The following is a 16,331-nucleotide window of genomic DNA, read 5'->3' on the forward strand; positions in this document are numbered from 1 at the left end:
TAGATCAAAAAAACCTAGAATGGCATTAATCCATCTAGGTCATATTATGTGTTCACTTTTCTTTATTTCAAATTAAAAACCGTGCTGGCTAGATAGTCCGCCAGTCTTGGAAAAAGCGTATAGAGCTTGTGAGCAACCGCTAGTGACCAAGGCAGGTTGATGTCTCTCTTTCTGGTTCCCATGGCTGCAACAATTTTACGAGCCACATAGTCTGGTTGCAGCAAGAAAGCCTTGACGCTCTCTTGGTAGCTTCCATCCGGGTCTGCCTGGTCGAAAAAGCTAGTCGCAATAGGTCCTGGGTTAACAGTTGTAACCGTCACACCATACTGAGCTAATTCCAAGCGAATAGTATTGGAAAATCCCATGGCCGCAAACTTGGTCGCAGAATAAACAGATGACTTGCTTGAAGCGATCAAGCCTGACATGGAAATGATATTGATCATCTGCCCGCTCCGTCTAGCCTTCATTTGTTTTCCTACTAAACGACACATGGTCATCAGAGCAAAGGTATTGATGTCAAACATAGCCTGCACCTGCTGGCTGGAAAAATTCTCAAAATCATCGTAAATGGCATAGCCAGCATTATTGACTAAAATATCAATCTGACCAAACTGACTATCCAGTTCATCGAAAAATGCCGTCAGGGCTGCTTCATCTCGGATGTCTACATCAAAGACAGCCTTCTTGTCATGAAAGGTATAGAGTTGCTCGATTTTCTCCACATCTCGCCCTAATAGAATCAAGAAATCATCTTTGAGCAAAGGTACCATCTCCTGCACCAAACCACCAGAAGCACCTGTTATCAGAATGGTTCTCATAGCTCAATTTCCTCTAAATCCTTAACAATGTGGACATTTTCGAAGACGGTGCTAGCATCCTTGCGCAGCTGACTGACATCCTTGGCTAAAAAGCGAGGACTAATGTGATTGAGAAGCAGCTGTTTGACACCCGCATCCTTAGCAATCTGAGCGGCTTCCATATTGGTCGAATGCCCATGCTTGCGAGCAATCTTCTCATCGCCTTTTCCGTAAGTCGCCTCATGCACCAGCACATCAGCATTAACTGCCAAACGTACACTAGCATAGCACTTGCGTGTATCACCAAGAATGGTCACTACCTTACCAGGCCGTGGAGGAGAAAGATAATCACTTGCGATAATTTCAGTCCCATCTTCTAGCGTTACATTTTGACCATTTTTTATTTGCCCAAAGAGGGGACCAAATGGTACACCCGCCGCGCGCAGAGCATCTGCATCCAGAGTCCCTTCCAAATCTTTCTGGATAACACGATAGCCGACACAAGGTATGGTATGATCCAGCTTTTCAGCGAATACCGTGAATTTGTCGGTTTCTAAGACCTGACCTACCGTATCCACATCAAACTCATGAAAATGAATGCGATAAGGTAGGCGTGTCCCTGATACTTTAAGACTTGCCAAGACAAAGGAACGAATGCCCACAGGACCATAAATATCAATATCAGTTTGCTCCTCACTTGACTGGAAAGAACGACTGGATAAAAAACCAGGTAGACCAAAAATATGGTCTCCGTGCAGGTGAGTGATAAAGATTTTTGCGACCTTTCGTGGACGAATAGTCGTTTCCAAAATTTGATTTTGAGTTCCCTCGCCACAATCAAAAAGCCAAACCTGATTGATTTCATCCAAGAGTTTCAAGGCCAAACTGGATACATTTCGAGCCTTGGAGGGCTGACCAGCCCCCGTACCTAAAAATTGAATTTGCATTGTTTACTTTCTAATGTTTTATATATAAAATTGCAGAGCGACCCGACCAGACATAGTAATACTGACCAGCATATCCGTCCGCCACTTCCAGCACTTCTTCCTGATTAAAGCCTGAAATCTTGACCAAACCCTCTGTCTTTTCCACCTGGGTCAAGAGGTAGTCTGTTTCAACTTCCTCTAACTCGGCGTCCTCAAAGGGATTGACTTTCATAAAAATCTTGCCCTCCTCCACAAAGACAACATAGTGGGGAAAGACTTGGGCGATTTCAAAGAGTAGGCTATCTGTCACTTCCTCCTCTTGCTCCGAAAAAACCTGGGCCAGACCGTCAGCCGACACATAGGCAAATCCGAAAGACTTGCCTGATAAATTCAGGCGGACAAAGGGTTTGCTTTCAGCAAAGCTGGGTTCTTTTGGAAAAAGGCAGAGCTGCTGTGAGAGGGTCAGATAGTAGTCCGTCGCCTCTTCTGCTCCTTGTTTCTGGTAGATTTCCGCAAAATAGGCATTGATAACTGAAGGCGGTGGCGTGATAAAATCTAGTTTTTGTTGGTCAGTCAAATCAGCTAATTTCTTAGCCAGATAGACCTTGTCCAGGCTAGTAAAGCCACCGTATTTGATTGCCAAATCAAGATAATCCGTCATAAAATTCTTCCAACTTCCATTTATTGCTGGAAGCGATATAGCCTGATACCACTTCCACATCCTCTTCATAGGTCCGATTTTCTATCAGGGCAAGAGTTGCTAAATCATGCAATTTATAAGATTCAGCAAGTGGCACTCTGACCTCAAATCGTTCAAACATGGTCTTAATCTTGGCCAAGACCATCATTTGTATATGGCCTTTGGCATTTTCATCCTTAGCGGACAGCATGACATGAGGAAACTGACTGGGGGTAAAGCTGTCGTCCGTCTTGTCCAGCTTGTTATAAAGGGCCAGACGGGGAATATCCAGCATATCCAGGTCTTTCAAAATGTCCAAGACCACCTGCTCCTGCTCGCTATGATTGGGGTCAGAGGCGTCGATGACATGGAGCAAGAGGTCCACGTTCATGGACTCCTCCAAGGTGGATTTGAAGGCAGAAATCAACTCAGTCGGCAGGTCCTGAATGAAACCAACCGTATCGGTCAAGGTCACGTTGAACTTGTCAGCCAAGTTAATCTGCTTGGTCGTGGCATCAAGTGTGGCAAAGAGTTCGTCTGCCTCGTACTGTCGCTTATCCGTCATGGCATTCATGATAGTGGACTTACCAGCATTGGTATAGCCAATCAAGCCGATTTTGAACACGCCTGATTGCAGGCGGCGTTCGCGAACAGTCGCTCGGTTCTTCTCCACCGTTTTGAGTTGGCGTTCGATGTCATGAATTTGATTGCGGATACTTCGACGGTTAAGCTCCAACTGACTTTCACCTGGTCCACGAGAGCCGATACCACCGGCCTGACGGCTGAGCATGATGCCTTGTCCAACCAAGCGTGGCAACATATACTTGAGCTGGGCCAAGTGGACCTGCAGTTTTCCCTCGTGGCTCCGTGCTCGCATGGCAAAAATATCTAAAATCAACTGCATACGGTCAATGACCTTGACCCCCAGAATCTCCTCCAAATTGACATTCTGACGGGGTGTCAGTCGGTTATTGACAATAACCGTATCAATCTCATCGGCCTCGACCATCTGGGCAATTTCTTCTAGTTTCCCTGAGCCGACAAAAGTCTTGCTGTCGTATTTTTCTCGTTTTTGAGTGTAGACTCCCTTGACCAGAGCGCCTGCTGTTTTAGCCAGACTTGCCAACTCCTCCATGGACATGTCAAAATTATCTGTCTGCTGTAGTTCCACTCCAACCAGGAGGGCGCGTTCTTGTTCTTTCTGCGTTTCAATCATTTAAAAATTCCTCCACGGTGGTGAAAATCTGCGACTTGTAATCTGGCTCGCCTACTGAATAAAAGGGGACCTGCATGCGATTTCTGAACCAGGTCAATTGGCGTTTGGCAAAGCGGCGACTATTTTGCTTGACCTTATCAACTGCTTCTTCTAGGCTGATTTGACCTGCTAAGTAGGGGAAAAACTCCTTGTAGCCAATTCCCATAGTGGCTTGAGCTTGAGGATGCGCTTTGTAGAGCCAGCTAACTTCTTCTAGCAAGCCCGCCGCCATCATCTTATCCACTCGCTGATTGATGCGGTCGTAAAGAACCTGTCTGTCATCCGTCAGGCATATGTAAAGAGGCACATATTCTGACTCTGTATTTTCTAAGTTTTTGCCAAATTTTTTCAGCTCAAGGCCACGAATGATTCTCCGTCGGCTGTTTCCTTCGACCATTAAACCTGCCTGCTCTGCCATTGTTTCCAAAACCTCGTCAGACAAGCAGTCGAGTTCCGCCCGATAGGCGAGAACTTGCTCCTGGTCAACCAGCCCGCCCAGATGGTAGCCTTCAAGTAAGCTCTGAATGTAAAGCCCAGTTCCTCCAACGATAATGGGTAGCTTGCCACGACTAGTAATGTCTGCAATTAAGACCTTGGCTTCTGCTACAAATTCATAAGCCGAGTAGCCCTCGGTCACATCTCGGACATCAATCAAGTGATGAACCGCAGCAGCCTGCTCTTCAGGACTAGCTTTTGCCGTACCAATATCTAGTTTGCGATAGACTTGCTGGCTATCACCGCTGATAATCTCTCCATTGTAGCGCTGGGCCAAGTCTATGCCTAAAGCAGTTTTTCCTACCGCAGTTGGTCCAATGACCACAATAACTTTAGTTTTCATCTTTTTCCTTGAAAATATTTTGTTTTTTCGCTAAAATCTATTATAACACAAGTAAAGGAGAAATAACTATGGCTAAAGGTTTTGGAAAAGGTTTCTTGACAGGTGTTCTTTCTACTGTTGCTCTTGCAGCTGGTGCAATCTTCACCGTTCATAAAACAATCATCGAACCAGAAGAAAAGAAAGAAGCCTTCATCGAGGAAAATCGTAAAAAAGCTGCACGTAAACGTGTAGCACACTAAAAAGCTGGCAAATGTCCAGCTTTTTTTGTTTGACAAAAAATCCCTTAGAAGCTCTGCCATTTTCACAGAAAATGCCAGCCTTCTTAAGGAATTATACTTTATAAGATAATATCTTCTCTTTCAATGAGAACAATAGTCCACATCATGGCAAGTGTGACGATAGCCAGAGCAAGAATCAATGGCATCCAGTTTCCGAAGATTGGATAGCTATAACCGAGAAGACCAGGTCCAAATGCTGCAATGAGATAGCCACCTGTCTGCACCATTCCTGATAACTGGGCAGTAGCCTGGCTGTTGCTTGTTTTCAAAGTAAAGCTCAACATCATATAAGGGAAGAGGGCTGCATTTGAAAAACTTAAAATAATGTGAAGCGCTGACCAAAGAATGAGATTGGTCGGAATCAATGCCATCATAGCCAAGCCAAGCAAGGTAACAGATGAAATAGCCAGCATGATATTTCGACGCATTTCTTTTGTCTGACGGGAAAGAACAGCTGGGATAATCATAGACATAGGAATAGCTGTCATATTAAAGAAACCAGCCATTAGACCTGCTTCTGCCTTACTAAAGCCAACTGATTGAGAAATGGTTGGCAGCCAGGTAATCTCTGTATAGTAGAGAACTGATTGTAGCCCACCAAATATCAAAAAGGCAATCGCTGCTTTATTTTTCCAGATAGATGATTTCTGTTTTCCTTGGTTCTCACTTGCAAATCGATGGTTATTTTTTACATTAGGCAACCAGATTAGGAAAGCTATAAACACCAATCCTGTAATTAATAGAATAAAAAATTCCCAAGAACTAGAGGATACAATTGGAACAGCAATCATGGATGCAACTGTTGCCGCCACCCCCATGAGAGTGATATAAATCGTCGTATACAGACCAATTTTCTTTGGAAAATTAGCCGCAACCAAACTTGGTAGCAAAACATTAATAAACGCTATTGTAGCACCAACAAGCATAGTACCAATGTAAAGGGCTGGTAAGTTGAGAACTCGCATTCCTGAACCAAGCACCATGACCAGTAAGACCAGGGCCATTAGTTTTTCCATGCCAAACTTAGCCGCAAGACGCGGTGCTAAGGATGAACAGAGAGCAAACATGATGAGCGGAATAGAGGTTAAAATTCCTAATGAACTCACTTCTACTCCCAGTCCTGCTGCCACATCTGTCAAAATAGCAGGTAAAGCTGTAAAGGGGGCACGCATCACGACCCCTAGCATGACGATTCCTGCAATTATAAAGGGTGATTGTTTTTTCATTTTTAATTCTCCTAATATATATAATGTTCGGAATTTACACTCTTTCGATTATAACATACTTGACAATTGATAGAAAGGGATTTCTCTATTTTATTTTGTTATAGTTTTTAACTATGGATTTGACCCAAAAATAACTATTTTTCAAATGAGACTTTCTAGGTTAGAATAAGTTCATCACAAATCGAAAGAGAGATTTTACATGACAACATCAAGATTCCAATTAGTCGGTTCACTTCTTCGACCAGCAAACTTAGGAGAATTTAAACGTAAAATTGAGCATCGTGACAATATCCAATACCCATTCTACGACGCCTTTGATGGCTATCAAGAAACTGAAGCTGCAACTATCGAAGCGATTGTCGCTGAACAAAAAGCAAATGGTATTGATATTGTAACAGACGGTGAGTTTTCAAAATCAATGTGGCATCTTGACTTTGTCTGGGGCTTCGATGGTATCGAGCGTTACATTGCTGAGCATGGTTATCCTTTTAAAGACCATGATGGACAAATTTTTGAAACACGTAAGGATATTGGATTACGTATCACCGGTCCTCTTTCAGCAAAAAATCACCATTTCATTGACATTTATAAAAAAGTTAAAGAACTAGCTGGTGAAACTGATACAAAGTTAACTGTATGGGGACCTGCCCATGCCTTTACCGAGCTTGTTCTCTTCAATAGTCAAGTCGGTCCAGACCAAGTTTATAAAACACGTGAGGATTTGAAAGAAGGTTTATTGGCTGCGTATAGAGAATTTTTAGACCAGTACAAGGAAGCTGGTGGACAAATCGTTCAATTTGATGACTGCCTTTGGGAATTATTCGACCCTGCTAACCCTGTACCTTTCTTGCCACAAGACGATTCTGAAGCATTGGCTGCTTTGGCTGACGAGTTTGTTGCTATCAATAATGCTGTTATTGATTACGGACATGAAATTGGCTTAACCGTCTGGACGCACAACTGCCGTGGTAACTATGAAAGCCGCTCAGCAGCTGGCGGAACTTACGAAGCTATTGCTGAAAAATTCCTGCGTGACCAAAAATACGATCGATTCTTCCTTGAGTGGGATGATGAACGTGCAGGTGATTTAAAAGCTTTGGAAAGCTTGCGTGATAAGAATGTCGAAGTCGTTCTTGGTCTACTTTCAAGTAAAACTTCTGATTTGGATGATGAAGAACGTGTTTATAAATTACTCGAGGAAGCAAGCAAGATTATTCCAAAAGAGCGTCTCTACTTGTCACATCAATGTGGATTCGCTTCATGTGATTCAGGTAATGAATTGGCCATCCCGCAACAGTGGGCAAAAATTAAACAAGGCCAAGAAATTGCAGAGAAGTTTTGGTCTTAAGCCACTTCTTGTTATTCGTGCATAAAAGCCCCGCCATTTGGCAGGGCTTTTATTTATTTGTTAATCAATCCTAATATAGCAAAGGTGCCAACAGTAAAATCACAAGTAAGGCTAACAAATGCCCAACTGTCACTAGGGTAAACGAATACTTGAGTCCACGTTTCATACTTAATTTCGAAAGATTGTGGAAGGTAATCATCACGCCAGACTGAGGCACAACTGTCAAGATAGCTGATGCAACAACAACAACAACACGGTGCAGGATTTCAGGATTTATCCCCATTTCCAAGTAGGCTGGCAAGAAATTACTTGAAGCAATCCCAACCGCACCAGAGGATGAACCAATAATACCACTAACAAGAGCTGTAGAAACTGATAAACTAATCAAGGGAGAGCCCGGAATTTGTTGAATCCAATCTTGAATAAATGCAAATCCAGTTGACAAGGTTAACACCGTCCCAAATGCTACCGTACTAGATGTGGCAAAGGCTGGTACAATAGACGCTGTCGCAGCAGTGTTCAAGATTTCTTTTTGATTTGGCAGATAGGGATAGAAAATCAAGGCTGATAAGAGAATTGAAACTAGCAAACCGATTGCCAAGACATTTGGCAACTTGTTTAGAAGAAAGATTGTTCCAATCAGACTAATGAGCGGTAATACTGACAGAAACAGATTAGGTTTCTTATCAGCCACCATTACTGCTACTTCATCCTCTTCTTCAGAATAGGTTTCACCATTTGCCAGACTCTTCTTGAGACAATAGGCCATATAAAGCAAACCGAATACGAGAAGTGTCAAGCTAGCTGCCAAACTAATCAATGGAGCTGCCGTCAAACTTGTTCCCAAAACCTTTGTCGGAATAACATTTTGAATAGACGGAGCACCTGGAAGCGTGGTCATCGTGTAGGTTCCCGCTCCTAAAAAGACAGGAATAGGGAAAAGGGCCCAATTAATATTTAATTCTTTAAAAAGTGGACGTGATAATGGTAGTAAAGTAAAGATTACAACAAAGATACTGACACCACCGTAGGTCAAAATTGAAGCTATCAAGGTAATCGCAAGTAAACCTCTATAAGGACTGTCTTTGCCCATCAATTTCAAAATACTATTGGCAATAGTCTGAGTGGCACCACTAACTTCCATATAACGAGCTAAGATAGACCCCAGCATAAAAATGGCAAAGTTATTAATCAGAAATCCTGCCAGACCCGTCATGTAAGATTTTTCTTGTCCTAACATGACCTCTAACACATTCATCTGATTGGTCAAGATGATAATCAAACTAGCCAATGGTGCTGCAACAATCACATGTAGATTCTTTGCAGTCCAATAAATAATGGCCACTACGGCCAGTAAAACTCCTAATATTGCTAAAATTTCCATAGGTCTCCTTAGTTTCCCTTTTTAGTCAAGGGAAATTTTTTTAATGTCTGACGTATCTCCTAAATTTCTTACTAGCTCTTCTACACTTTGACCAAAACTTGGATGTCGATAATCTGCTGCAATATCAGCCAGTGGTAAAAGAACAAATGCCCTCTCATGAGCATAGGGATGGGGAACGATGAGGTTTTCTTCTTCAATCACTTGCTCATCCCAAAAAATAATATCCAAATCAATGGTGCGTTGCCCCCACTTCTCAATCCTGACCCGATCCAGGTTCAGTTCAATCTGCTGGCAAAGGGCTAGAAAGTCTTGGGCAGATAAATCTGTTTCAACCTGACAGGCCAGATTGAGGAAATCAGCTTGATCTGTCTTACCCCAAGCTGGAGTTTCATAGATGGGAGAAACCAAACCTAGTCGGCAGTCAGGATGACGATCTACAGCCTCTAAAGCCGCCTTTAAATAAGCTAGACGGTCCCCCATATTTCCGCCAATACTAAGATAAGCTAGATGCTTCATGGTCGTTCACGCTCCAATTCAATTCCGACAGAATCATAGTGTCCAGCAATGGGCGGATTTTCCTTGTAAATGGCCAAGCGAATCTTCTCCACCTTTGGAAATTGATCAAAAATCTCCTGACAAATAACACCTGCTACCTTTTCTATAAGGATGTAGGGTTTGCCTTCCACAACTGCTTTAATGGTTTCAAAGACCATTCCGTAGTGAACTGTGTCTTCTAAATTGTCAGTTTGTGAAGCTGCTGCCAAGTCAACAAACAAATCACAATCAACTGTGAAAATTTGACCAAGAACTTGTTCTTCTTTGAAGGCGCCATGGTAGCCGTAAAAACGGCATTTATTAAGTGAAATCTTATCCATGTTGACCTCCCTGGCTCAACTGATCCCAAACCTTAACAATGTCACGGTTGGCAGCGACATTGTGGACACGGACCATTTTGCAACCTTTTTGAACTGCCCAGGCGGACAGGGCTGCTGTAGCTTGATCCCGATCAGTCGGTAAACTATTTCCCCCAAGCAGGTAATCCACCACGCGCTTACGGGAAATCCCGAATAAAACAGGATAACCAAGACCAGTAATCTGATCCAAACCTTGCAAGAGATCCAAATTATGCTGAACATTCTTAGAAAAGCCAAATCCTGGATCCAACCAAATCTTGTCTTCGGAAACACCAGCATCAAGTGCTGCTTGAGCTCGTTCAGCTAGAAAGTTTTTGACCTCTCCAACAACATCCGCATAGCTTTCTTCTTTCTGGTTGTGCATGAGAATAATTGGTACCTTGTACTCCGCAGCCAGTGCTAGCATATCTCCATCATAAAGTCCTGCCCAGACATCATTTAAAATATCTGCGCCTGCTTCAATCGCTGCTCGTGCTGTGCCTGTTTTATAGGTGTCGATGCTGACAAGACAGTCATAGTTTTCTTTGATAGCGCGGATAATCGGAACCACGCGAGCAATCTCGTCTTCTTCAGACACAAAGCTTGCACCTGGACGAGTGGACTCACCACCAACATCGATGACAGTCGCGCCGTCTGCCAACAACTTTTCTACTTGAACCAGGGCTGCTTCTACCTCATTATAGTTACCCCCATCTGAAAATGAGTCTGGGGTCACATTGAGAATCCCCATAATGGTTACTTGATGGGCTAATTGATCAATTGACATAGAACCTCCTATTTATTGTGGATCATGGATAAGAGTTCACGGCGCAAGATGGCATCTTCCTTGTATTTGCCAAGGGCAACTGTGGTCACTGTTTTACTACCCGGCTTGCGAATGCCACGCATACTCATGCACATATGCTCTGCTTCTACCATGACAAAAACACCTTCTGGCTCGAGAGCATCTTGAAGGGCATGGGCAACCTGATGGGTCAAGCGTTCCTGCAACTGGGGACGACGGCTAGCTACTTCGACTGCACGCGCCAATTTACTCAGACCTGTCACACGCCCCTTGCTTGGAATATAGGCAACATGAGCAATACCATAAAAGGGTACCAAATGGTGTTCACACATGGAGTGGAAGAGAATATCCTTGACCAAAACAACCTCTTCATGCCCTTCTGAAAAGACGGCTGTAAATTGGTCTTTAGGGTCCTCTTGTAGGCCGTTAAACATCTCTAAATACATTTTAGCTACACGTTTTGGCGTATCTAATAAACCTTCACGATTCGGGTCCTCACCCAATAATTCCAATAATTGATAAATGGTTTGTTCGATTTGTTCTTGTTTTGACATAATGCATCCTAAATAGTTTGATGTTCTTATTATACCGCAAAATCCCCTTTCAGAAAAGGGCTTTCAACTTCCGAATGCAGAAACTGTCCCCGACCAATTTTCAACTAGCCCATACCCATCGACTAGCTTTATGGTATAATGGAGGAAATGATTTTCAAGGAGCTACTATGACCAAAAAACCTGTCCAACTAGCGACGATTTGCTACATTGATAATGGCAAAGAATTTCTCCTACTCCATCGCAATAAAAAAGAAAATGATGTCCACAAGGGAAAATGGATTGGGGTCGGTGGCAAGTTGGAGCCTGGTGAAACACCGCAAGCTTGTGCCATTCGCGAGGTCTTTGAAGAAACGGGACTTACCGTCACCAAGCATGCTCTCAAAGGGGTCATCACCTTTCCAGACTTTACTCCAAACACTGACTGGTACACCTATGTCTTTAAGATAACTGGTTTTGAGGGAAACCTAATAGAATGCAACGAAGGAGATTTGGAGTGGGTACCTTACGACCAGGTCTTAACCAAGCCAACCTGGGAAGGCGACCGTCATTTTCAAGAATGGCTCTTGGAAAACCGTCCCTTCTTCTCTGCCTGCTTCCGCTATGATGGGGACAAACTGCTGGATTACAGCGTTGATTTTTATGAAGAATAATCTTAGACAGTGAAACAGAAAAAGCCTTGGAAATCCAGGGCTTCTTTGCTATTACAAATATTTCTTCTTAGGCATTTGCTTGTTCAATACGACATCCAAGGGACCGGCTGATAATACTGTATCGACCAATTGTTTGTCTGTAATTTTCTTATCGAGAAGGACTTGATATTCTAAGACAAGTGCTTCTTTTTTCTTTTTATACTTGAGGGAAATTAAATCAGATTGCTTACAAGACTTGCCAAATTGTTTTTCAAAAAATTGATCGTAATCAAAATTCATTGGTACAGTTACCAAAAGATGACGACGATTTTGATTGACTTGTGCAAAACTACTATTTTCAAAAATAAGGATACATACCGATAAAACAAGAGTCATAAAGATCGCCAAACCTAGGAATCCCATACCCGTTGCCAAACCGATTGCCATTGCTAGCAAGATAGCCAACATCTCTTTTGAGGAACCTGCGGCAGAACGGAACTTAATCAAACTAAAGGTCCCAGCAACCGCAACACCTGCACCCAAATTACCATTTACCAAGGCAATGATAACAGCAATTAGGGTTGGCATTAGGCTTAATGTAATGACGAATTCTTTCGTGTAATTGGCTTTGTATTTATACACAGCCGCATGTAGGATACCCATGGCCAGACTGACTCCAAAGACCATGGACATCTGTGCTAAGGTGATACTGCTATTGGCTGTTGAAAAAATGCTATTAAACAGCTGCATGTTGATTTACTTCCTCTCCGGTTATGTTGTGGGCAAGTTTATAGGCATTGCCATATTTTGAGAATGATTGTTTTTCGATTCGATATTTTTCAAGCAAGGCTACCAACCATTCTGGTCGTTCTTCAGGAACCTTTACTTCCATGATAACTTTTGTAGGATCCAAAAGGTCTTTACCAAACTTACCTTCCATGGCATCTACATCATAATCGCGGTAGAGCAAATTCTTGTCAATTGTGAGTCGAACTTTTCTATCTTCAATCCCTTTATAGGATACGCGATCATAGTAAATATACATTTTAGGTTTAATTGTACCATAGCGTTCTCTCAATTGTTCCAATTCTGAGGTGACTTTTTCATCTTTAATGGTAGAATCAATCACTCCGTTTTCAATATAATTTGTTACGGAAACTGGGTTTGAAGTTAGACGGTATTTGTAACCGATTTTGTTTTCTTTTTTCTTGATTTCAAGGAAGGCCTGACTAGATTCAGATGGTTTGGCATCATAGACACGCATGCGAATCTTCTCACGACCATTCTTTTTAGCAATAGAATCTTGAATCATATCGAAATCTTCATTATCGAAATATATATTTGTAATGGTTGACGTTGCAAACTCGTCTGAAACCATATGTTTCAGTAAATCTTTCTCAAGTAGGGCAAATGTTTCTTTATCAACGATGTATTTTGTTTCTTTACGTTTAAATTGTTTTTGTACGATTCTAGTTTTCATGTTTTTCCCTCTTTATCTCAAAACTTCTTAGCAGTTGCCTGCCTCATTTACAATACTTAGTTTACTGAACAACCTTTAAACGAAACTGAAAGTAATGTTAAACAAAACTTAAACTGCAATAAGGTTGAAATTCTTTTGTCACATTCCAAACTATGCTACAATAGTCTTATCAATAGTAAGGCAAGGAGAACCCCATGTACGAATTTGTCCTAGAATACGGCTCTTTCCCCGTAAAACTCATCGACGGTTTTATCAACAATCGCTCAGAAATCCCTGATTTTCTCAAAGAAGACGAAGAAATGATTGCCCGATTGAACGAGATGAACGAACTCTTCCACCAACTTTTCTTAACCATCGAATGCAAGTTTGACTACATCGGCAAGCAATTCCCTAACAAGATTGAACAACTACGAACACTCTATCATCCCCTGGCAGACGATTTACTGGCCAAGTATGGCAACCAGATAGCATTGAAGATTGAACCCTTTATTTTGTAAGACAAAAGAGATGACCGCAATCATCTCTTTTCTTCTATTCTGTGTTCCAAACCATACTGGTCACGCGACAAGTAGCCATAATCCACCAAGTAGCGTCTCAATATAGCATAATCATCATAAATCTCAGCTAGAAAGGCATTGACCTCCTTTTCGGTGAATACCGAGCCTTTCTTAGCTAACTCTTCCTGTAAATAAGCAAACAAGACCTGCTTACTTTTCAACTTTTTCGGAATGACAAGCAACTTCCCATCTCGGAAAAATTTTTCTTGAATATCTTGAGCCTTCATATTACCCTCCCAAAAATCCTAGCCCGCAGACTAGGATTTCACAATATTTACAAATTAACGAATTTCAGCACCAAGCTCTACCAGCGCCTTACTGATTTTCTCCATGTACTTGGCCACTTCTTCGTCCGTCAGGCTGTCCGCAGGATTTTGGAAGGTCAGGTTGTAAGCCATAGACTTCTTACCAGCCTCAATATTGCTACCAGCATAGACATCAAAGAGGGTCACCTTGGTCAAGCGTTTGACGCCAGCACCGGCAATCGCATCCAGGACATCCTGATGCTTGACATCGCTGCTCAAAAGCAGGGCAATATCACGGCTAACCGCTGGGAATTTGGAGATTTCGGTAAATGGCTGAGCAGGCTGGAGGGCTTCTTCAATCGCATCCAGATTGATTTCAGCCACATAAGTCTCAGGAATACCGTAGTCCTTAGCCGTTTGAGGGTGTACCTGACTGACAAAGCCGATTACCGCCCCATTCAAATGGATTTCAGCTGTACGACCTGGGTGCAAGGCCGCAATCTCACTGGTTGCCACAAAGTCAACTGCCAACTTGTAGTGACCAAAGATAGCTTCCAAAATCCCTTTGGCATGGAAGAAATCGACTGGTACAGCTGGTGTCTGGAAGTCTTTCTCAGCTACCAAGCCAGTCAAGACAAGGGCGAACTTATTGATTTCTTGTGGCAGGTCCTCTTTTGGATTGCCAGACTGTTCAAAGATTTTTCCGATTTCGTAGAGGGCCAAGTTCTTGTTCTTACGAGCCACGTTGTAGGCTACTGTTTCCAGCATACCAGACACCATGTTCTGACGGAGGGCAGAGCGGTCAACGGTCATCGGCCACATGAGTTCGGTGACTGTGGTTGGACGAGCCGCAAACTCCACTGCCTTTTCAGGTGTTGTCAGGGCATAAGAAATAATTTCTGTCAGGCCTGCACCTTCTGCCAGGCTACGCACTTGGCGACGGATTTTCTGGGTCAGGGTCAACTCACCTGCTGTTCCGTCCTCTTTCGGAAGAGTGGTCGGTAGATTATTATAACCATAAATACGAGCGATTTCCTCCACCAAGTCTGCTGGAATGCGAATGTCCCAACGGCGACGCGGTACTGCGACTGTAAACTGACTTGCATCGCCAGTTGTTTCCATACCTAAACGACGGAAAATGTCTGCGATTTGAGCATAGTCCAGATTGGTCCCGAGCGAGCGGTTGACATAATCAATGGTCGCTGTGACTGGGACATCAGAAGTGTCCACGCTACCCGCAGAAACGATGCCAGACAAGACCTGACCGCCAGCTAGTTCTGCAATCATAGCCGCTGCTGTGTCCATAGCCTCCGTCAAGGTTGACACGTTGATGCCTTTTTCAAAGCGAGAAGAGGACTCTGAGCGAAGGTTGAGGCGACCTGAGGTCTTGCGGATAGACTTGCCGTCAAAAAGGGCAGCTTCCAGCACAACCGTCTTAGAGTTGTTGTCAATCTCTGTGTTGGCACCACCCATGACACCACCAAGGGCAACTGCCTTGTCCGCAACGGAAATGACGATGTCATCAGCAATCAAGTCACGCTCTTCGCCGTCAAGCGTTACCAAGTTTTCACCCTCTTTTGCCTGACGAGCCACGATTTTCTTGCCGTCAAACTTATCAAAGTCAAAGGCATGCATTGGCTGACCGAAGTAGAGCAAGATGTAGTTGGTGATGTCCACCACGTTGTTGAGTGGGCGGATACCTGCGTTCATGAGCAGGTTTTGCAACCACTGTGGGCTCGGTGCGATAGTCACATTTTCAATGACACGAGCCGTGTAGGCAGCCACCTTGTCTGACTCAATGGCCACTTCAATCACATCGCTGGCCTTCTTGTCGCTTTCCTCCAAGGCTACAGGCTTGAAGTTGACCTTGCTGTCATAGATAGCAGCCACTTCGTGAGCCACACCACGCATAGAAAGGGCGTCGGCACGGTTTGGTGTGATAGACAGCTCGATAATCTCGTCATCGAGGTCAAGGTATGAAAAGACTGGCTCACCTACGACTGCATCTTCAGGCAGGTGGTAGATTCCATCCGCATATACTTTTGGCACCACAGAGTCGGACACGCCGATTTCGCTCAATGAGCAGAGCATCCCCAAGGACTCAACGCCGCGGATTTTACCTTTCTTGATCTTGTAGTTGCCAGCGATACGAGCTCCTGGCAGAGCGACGATCACCTTGATGCCTGGCTTGACATTTGGAGCACCGCAAACGATTTGCGTAACTTCCTCACCGACATTGACCTGGCAAATGTTGAGGTGGGTATCTGGAATCGGCTCAGCAGACACAACCTGACCGACAACCAACTTAGACAGGCCAGCACTCTTTTGCTCAACCCCTTCTACCTCAATCCCTGTTGTTGACATTTTTTCAGACAAATCATGGCTTGTCGCATCAAAGTCAACGAGTTCTTTTAACCATTTGTAACTTACTAACATA

At 43.4% G+C, this 16,331-nt stretch carries 19 protein-coding genes; 4 read left to right on the forward strand and 15 right to left on the reverse strand.

Translation table 11 applies throughout. The annotated features are described in order from the left end of the window. Positions 1 to 62: 62 nt before the first annotated feature. The 5 genes from P7J36_RS01455 to miaA are packed head-to-tail and all read right to left on the reverse strand — an operon-like array spanning position 63 to position 4,495. A complete protein-coding gene (locus P7J36_RS01455; RefSeq protein WP_408550963.1) occupies positions 63 to 818 on the reverse strand; it encodes an SDR family NAD(P)-dependent oxidoreductase in 756 nt (251 codons plus the stop codon). Then, positions 815 to 1,744, reverse strand: a complete 930-nt coding sequence (gene rnz / locus P7J36_RS01460) for a ribonuclease Z (RefSeq protein ID WP_408550962.1) — start codon at positions 1,742 to 1,744, stop codon at positions 815 to 817. The genes P7J36_RS01455 and rnz overlap by 4 nt, the downstream gene beginning before the upstream one ends. 10 nt (positions 1,745 to 1,754) lie before the next feature. Next, positions 1,755 to 2,384, reverse strand: coding sequence for a cystathionine beta-lyase (locus tag P7J36_RS01465; protein ID WP_408550961.1), 630 nt, complete (start codon positions 2,382 to 2,384; stop codon positions 1,755 to 1,757). After that, positions 2,368 to 3,618, reverse strand: coding sequence for a GTPase HflX (gene hflX / locus P7J36_RS01470; protein WP_015646651.1), 1,251 nt, complete (start codon positions 3,616 to 3,618; stop codon positions 2,368 to 2,370). The genes P7J36_RS01465 and hflX overlap by 17 nt, the downstream gene beginning before the upstream one ends. Then, on the reverse strand, positions 3,611 to 4,495 hold the full coding sequence (gene miaA / locus P7J36_RS01475; protein ID WP_408550960.1) for a tRNA (adenosine(37)-N6)-dimethylallyltransferase MiaA: 885 nt from the start codon (positions 4,493 to 4,495) through the stop codon (positions 3,611 to 3,613). Before miaA ends, hflX begins: the two co-directional genes overlap by 8 nt. 68 nt (positions 4,496 to 4,563) lie before the next feature. On the opposite strand from miaA, the gene P7J36_RS01480 reads away from it, so the two are divergent. Then, the gene (locus P7J36_RS01480) at positions 4,564 to 4,734 is read left to right on the forward strand and encodes a DUF3042 family protein (RefSeq protein ID WP_032502441.1); all 171 of its coding nucleotides are present in this window, start codon (positions 4,564 to 4,566) and stop codon (positions 4,732 to 4,734) included. 98 nt (positions 4,735 to 4,832) lie between these two features. On the opposite strand, the gene P7J36_RS01485 is transcribed toward P7J36_RS01480, so the two are convergent. Beyond that, complete coding sequence (locus tag P7J36_RS01485) at positions 4,833 to 5,999, reverse strand: MFS transporter (protein WP_408550959.1); 1,167 nt, start codon at positions 5,997 to 5,999, stop codon at positions 4,833 to 4,835. Between the two features lie 199 nt (positions 6,000 to 6,198). Between P7J36_RS01485 and P7J36_RS01490 the strand changes: the two genes are divergently transcribed. Then, positions 6,199 to 7,347, forward strand: a complete 1,149-nt coding sequence (locus tag P7J36_RS01490) for a cobalamin-independent methionine synthase II family protein (protein WP_408550958.1) — start codon at positions 6,199 to 6,201, stop codon at positions 7,345 to 7,347. A 70-nt stretch (positions 7,348 to 7,417) separates the two neighbouring features. Here the strand turns inward: P7J36_RS01490 and P7J36_RS01495 are convergent, their stop codons facing one another. The 5 genes from P7J36_RS01495 to folE are packed head-to-tail and all read right to left on the reverse strand — an operon-like array spanning position 7,418 to position 10,983. Beyond that, complete coding sequence (locus P7J36_RS01495; protein WP_408550957.1) at positions 7,418 to 8,731, reverse strand: GntP family permease; 1,314 nt, start codon at positions 8,729 to 8,731, stop codon at positions 7,418 to 7,420. A gap of 21 nt (positions 8,732 to 8,752) precedes the next feature. Then, a complete protein-coding gene (folK, locus tag P7J36_RS01500) occupies positions 8,753 to 9,247 on the reverse strand; it encodes a 2-amino-4-hydroxy-6-hydroxymethyldihydropteridine diphosphokinase (protein WP_408550956.1) in 495 nt (164 codons plus the stop codon). Continuing rightward, the gene (gene folB / locus P7J36_RS01505; RefSeq protein WP_408550955.1) at positions 9,244 to 9,606 is read right to left on the reverse strand and encodes a dihydroneopterin aldolase; all 363 of its coding nucleotides are present in this window, start codon (positions 9,604 to 9,606) and stop codon (positions 9,244 to 9,246) included. Before folB ends, folK begins: the two co-directional genes overlap by 4 nt. Next, positions 9,599 to 10,411: a dihydropteroate synthase gene (gene folP, locus P7J36_RS01510; RefSeq protein WP_408550954.1), complete on the reverse strand. Its 813-nt coding sequence runs from the start codon at positions 10,409 to 10,411 to the stop codon at positions 9,599 to 9,601. The genes folB and folP overlap by 8 nt, the downstream gene beginning before the upstream one ends. A gap of 8 nt (positions 10,412 to 10,419) precedes the next feature. Next, the gene (gene folE, locus P7J36_RS01515; RefSeq protein ID WP_408550953.1) at positions 10,420 to 10,983 is read right to left on the reverse strand and encodes a GTP cyclohydrolase I FolE; all 564 of its coding nucleotides are present in this window, start codon (positions 10,981 to 10,983) and stop codon (positions 10,420 to 10,422) included. Positions 10,984 to 11,150: 167 nt separating this feature from the next. On the opposite strand from folE, the gene P7J36_RS01520 reads away from it, so the two are divergent. Next, positions 11,151 to 11,633 carry an NUDIX hydrolase gene (locus tag P7J36_RS01520; RefSeq protein ID WP_172014966.1) on the forward strand — a complete coding sequence of 161 codons (483 nt, stop codon included), beginning with the start codon at positions 11,151 to 11,153 and terminating at the stop codon, positions 11,631 to 11,633. Between the two features lie 51 nt (positions 11,634 to 11,684). Here P7J36_RS01520 and P7J36_RS01525 read toward each other — a convergent pair whose 3' ends face one another. Further along, positions 11,685 to 12,362 (reverse strand): DUF4956 domain-containing protein, encoded by a 678-nt coding sequence (locus P7J36_RS01525; protein ID WP_408550952.1) that lies wholly within the window; start codon positions 12,360 to 12,362, stop codon positions 11,685 to 11,687. Further along, positions 12,349 to 13,092 carry a polyphosphate polymerase domain-containing protein gene (locus P7J36_RS01530; RefSeq protein ID WP_408550951.1) on the reverse strand — a complete coding sequence of 248 codons (744 nt, stop codon included), beginning with the start codon at positions 13,090 to 13,092 and terminating at the stop codon, positions 12,349 to 12,351. Before P7J36_RS01530 ends, P7J36_RS01525 begins: the two co-directional genes overlap by 14 nt. A gap of 194 nt (positions 13,093 to 13,286) precedes the next feature. Between P7J36_RS01530 and P7J36_RS01535 the strand changes: the two genes are divergently transcribed. Beyond that, positions 13,287 to 13,589: a hypothetical protein gene (locus tag P7J36_RS01535; protein WP_408550950.1), complete on the forward strand. Its 303-nt coding sequence runs from the start codon at positions 13,287 to 13,289 to the stop codon at positions 13,587 to 13,589. A gap of 20 nt (positions 13,590 to 13,609) precedes the next feature. Here the strand turns inward: P7J36_RS01535 and P7J36_RS01540 are convergent, their stop codons facing one another. Both P7J36_RS01540 and pheT read right to left on the reverse strand, forming a co-directional pair. Then, positions 13,610 to 13,876: a DUF2087 domain-containing protein gene (locus tag P7J36_RS01540; protein WP_408550949.1), complete on the reverse strand. Its 267-nt coding sequence runs from the start codon at positions 13,874 to 13,876 to the stop codon at positions 13,610 to 13,612. Positions 13,877 to 13,930: 54 nt separating this feature from the next. Further along, positions 13,931 to 16,330, reverse strand: a complete 2,400-nt coding sequence (gene pheT, locus P7J36_RS01545; RefSeq protein ID WP_408550948.1) for a phenylalanine--tRNA ligase subunit beta — start codon at positions 16,328 to 16,330, stop codon at positions 13,931 to 13,933. Position 16,331 lies beyond the last annotated feature (1 nt).

This window comes from Streptococcus suis (assembly GCF_046032115.1).
In the GTDB taxonomy this organism is placed as follows: Bacteria; Bacillota; Bacilli; order Lactobacillales; family Streptococcaceae; genus Streptococcus; species Streptococcus suis_AJ.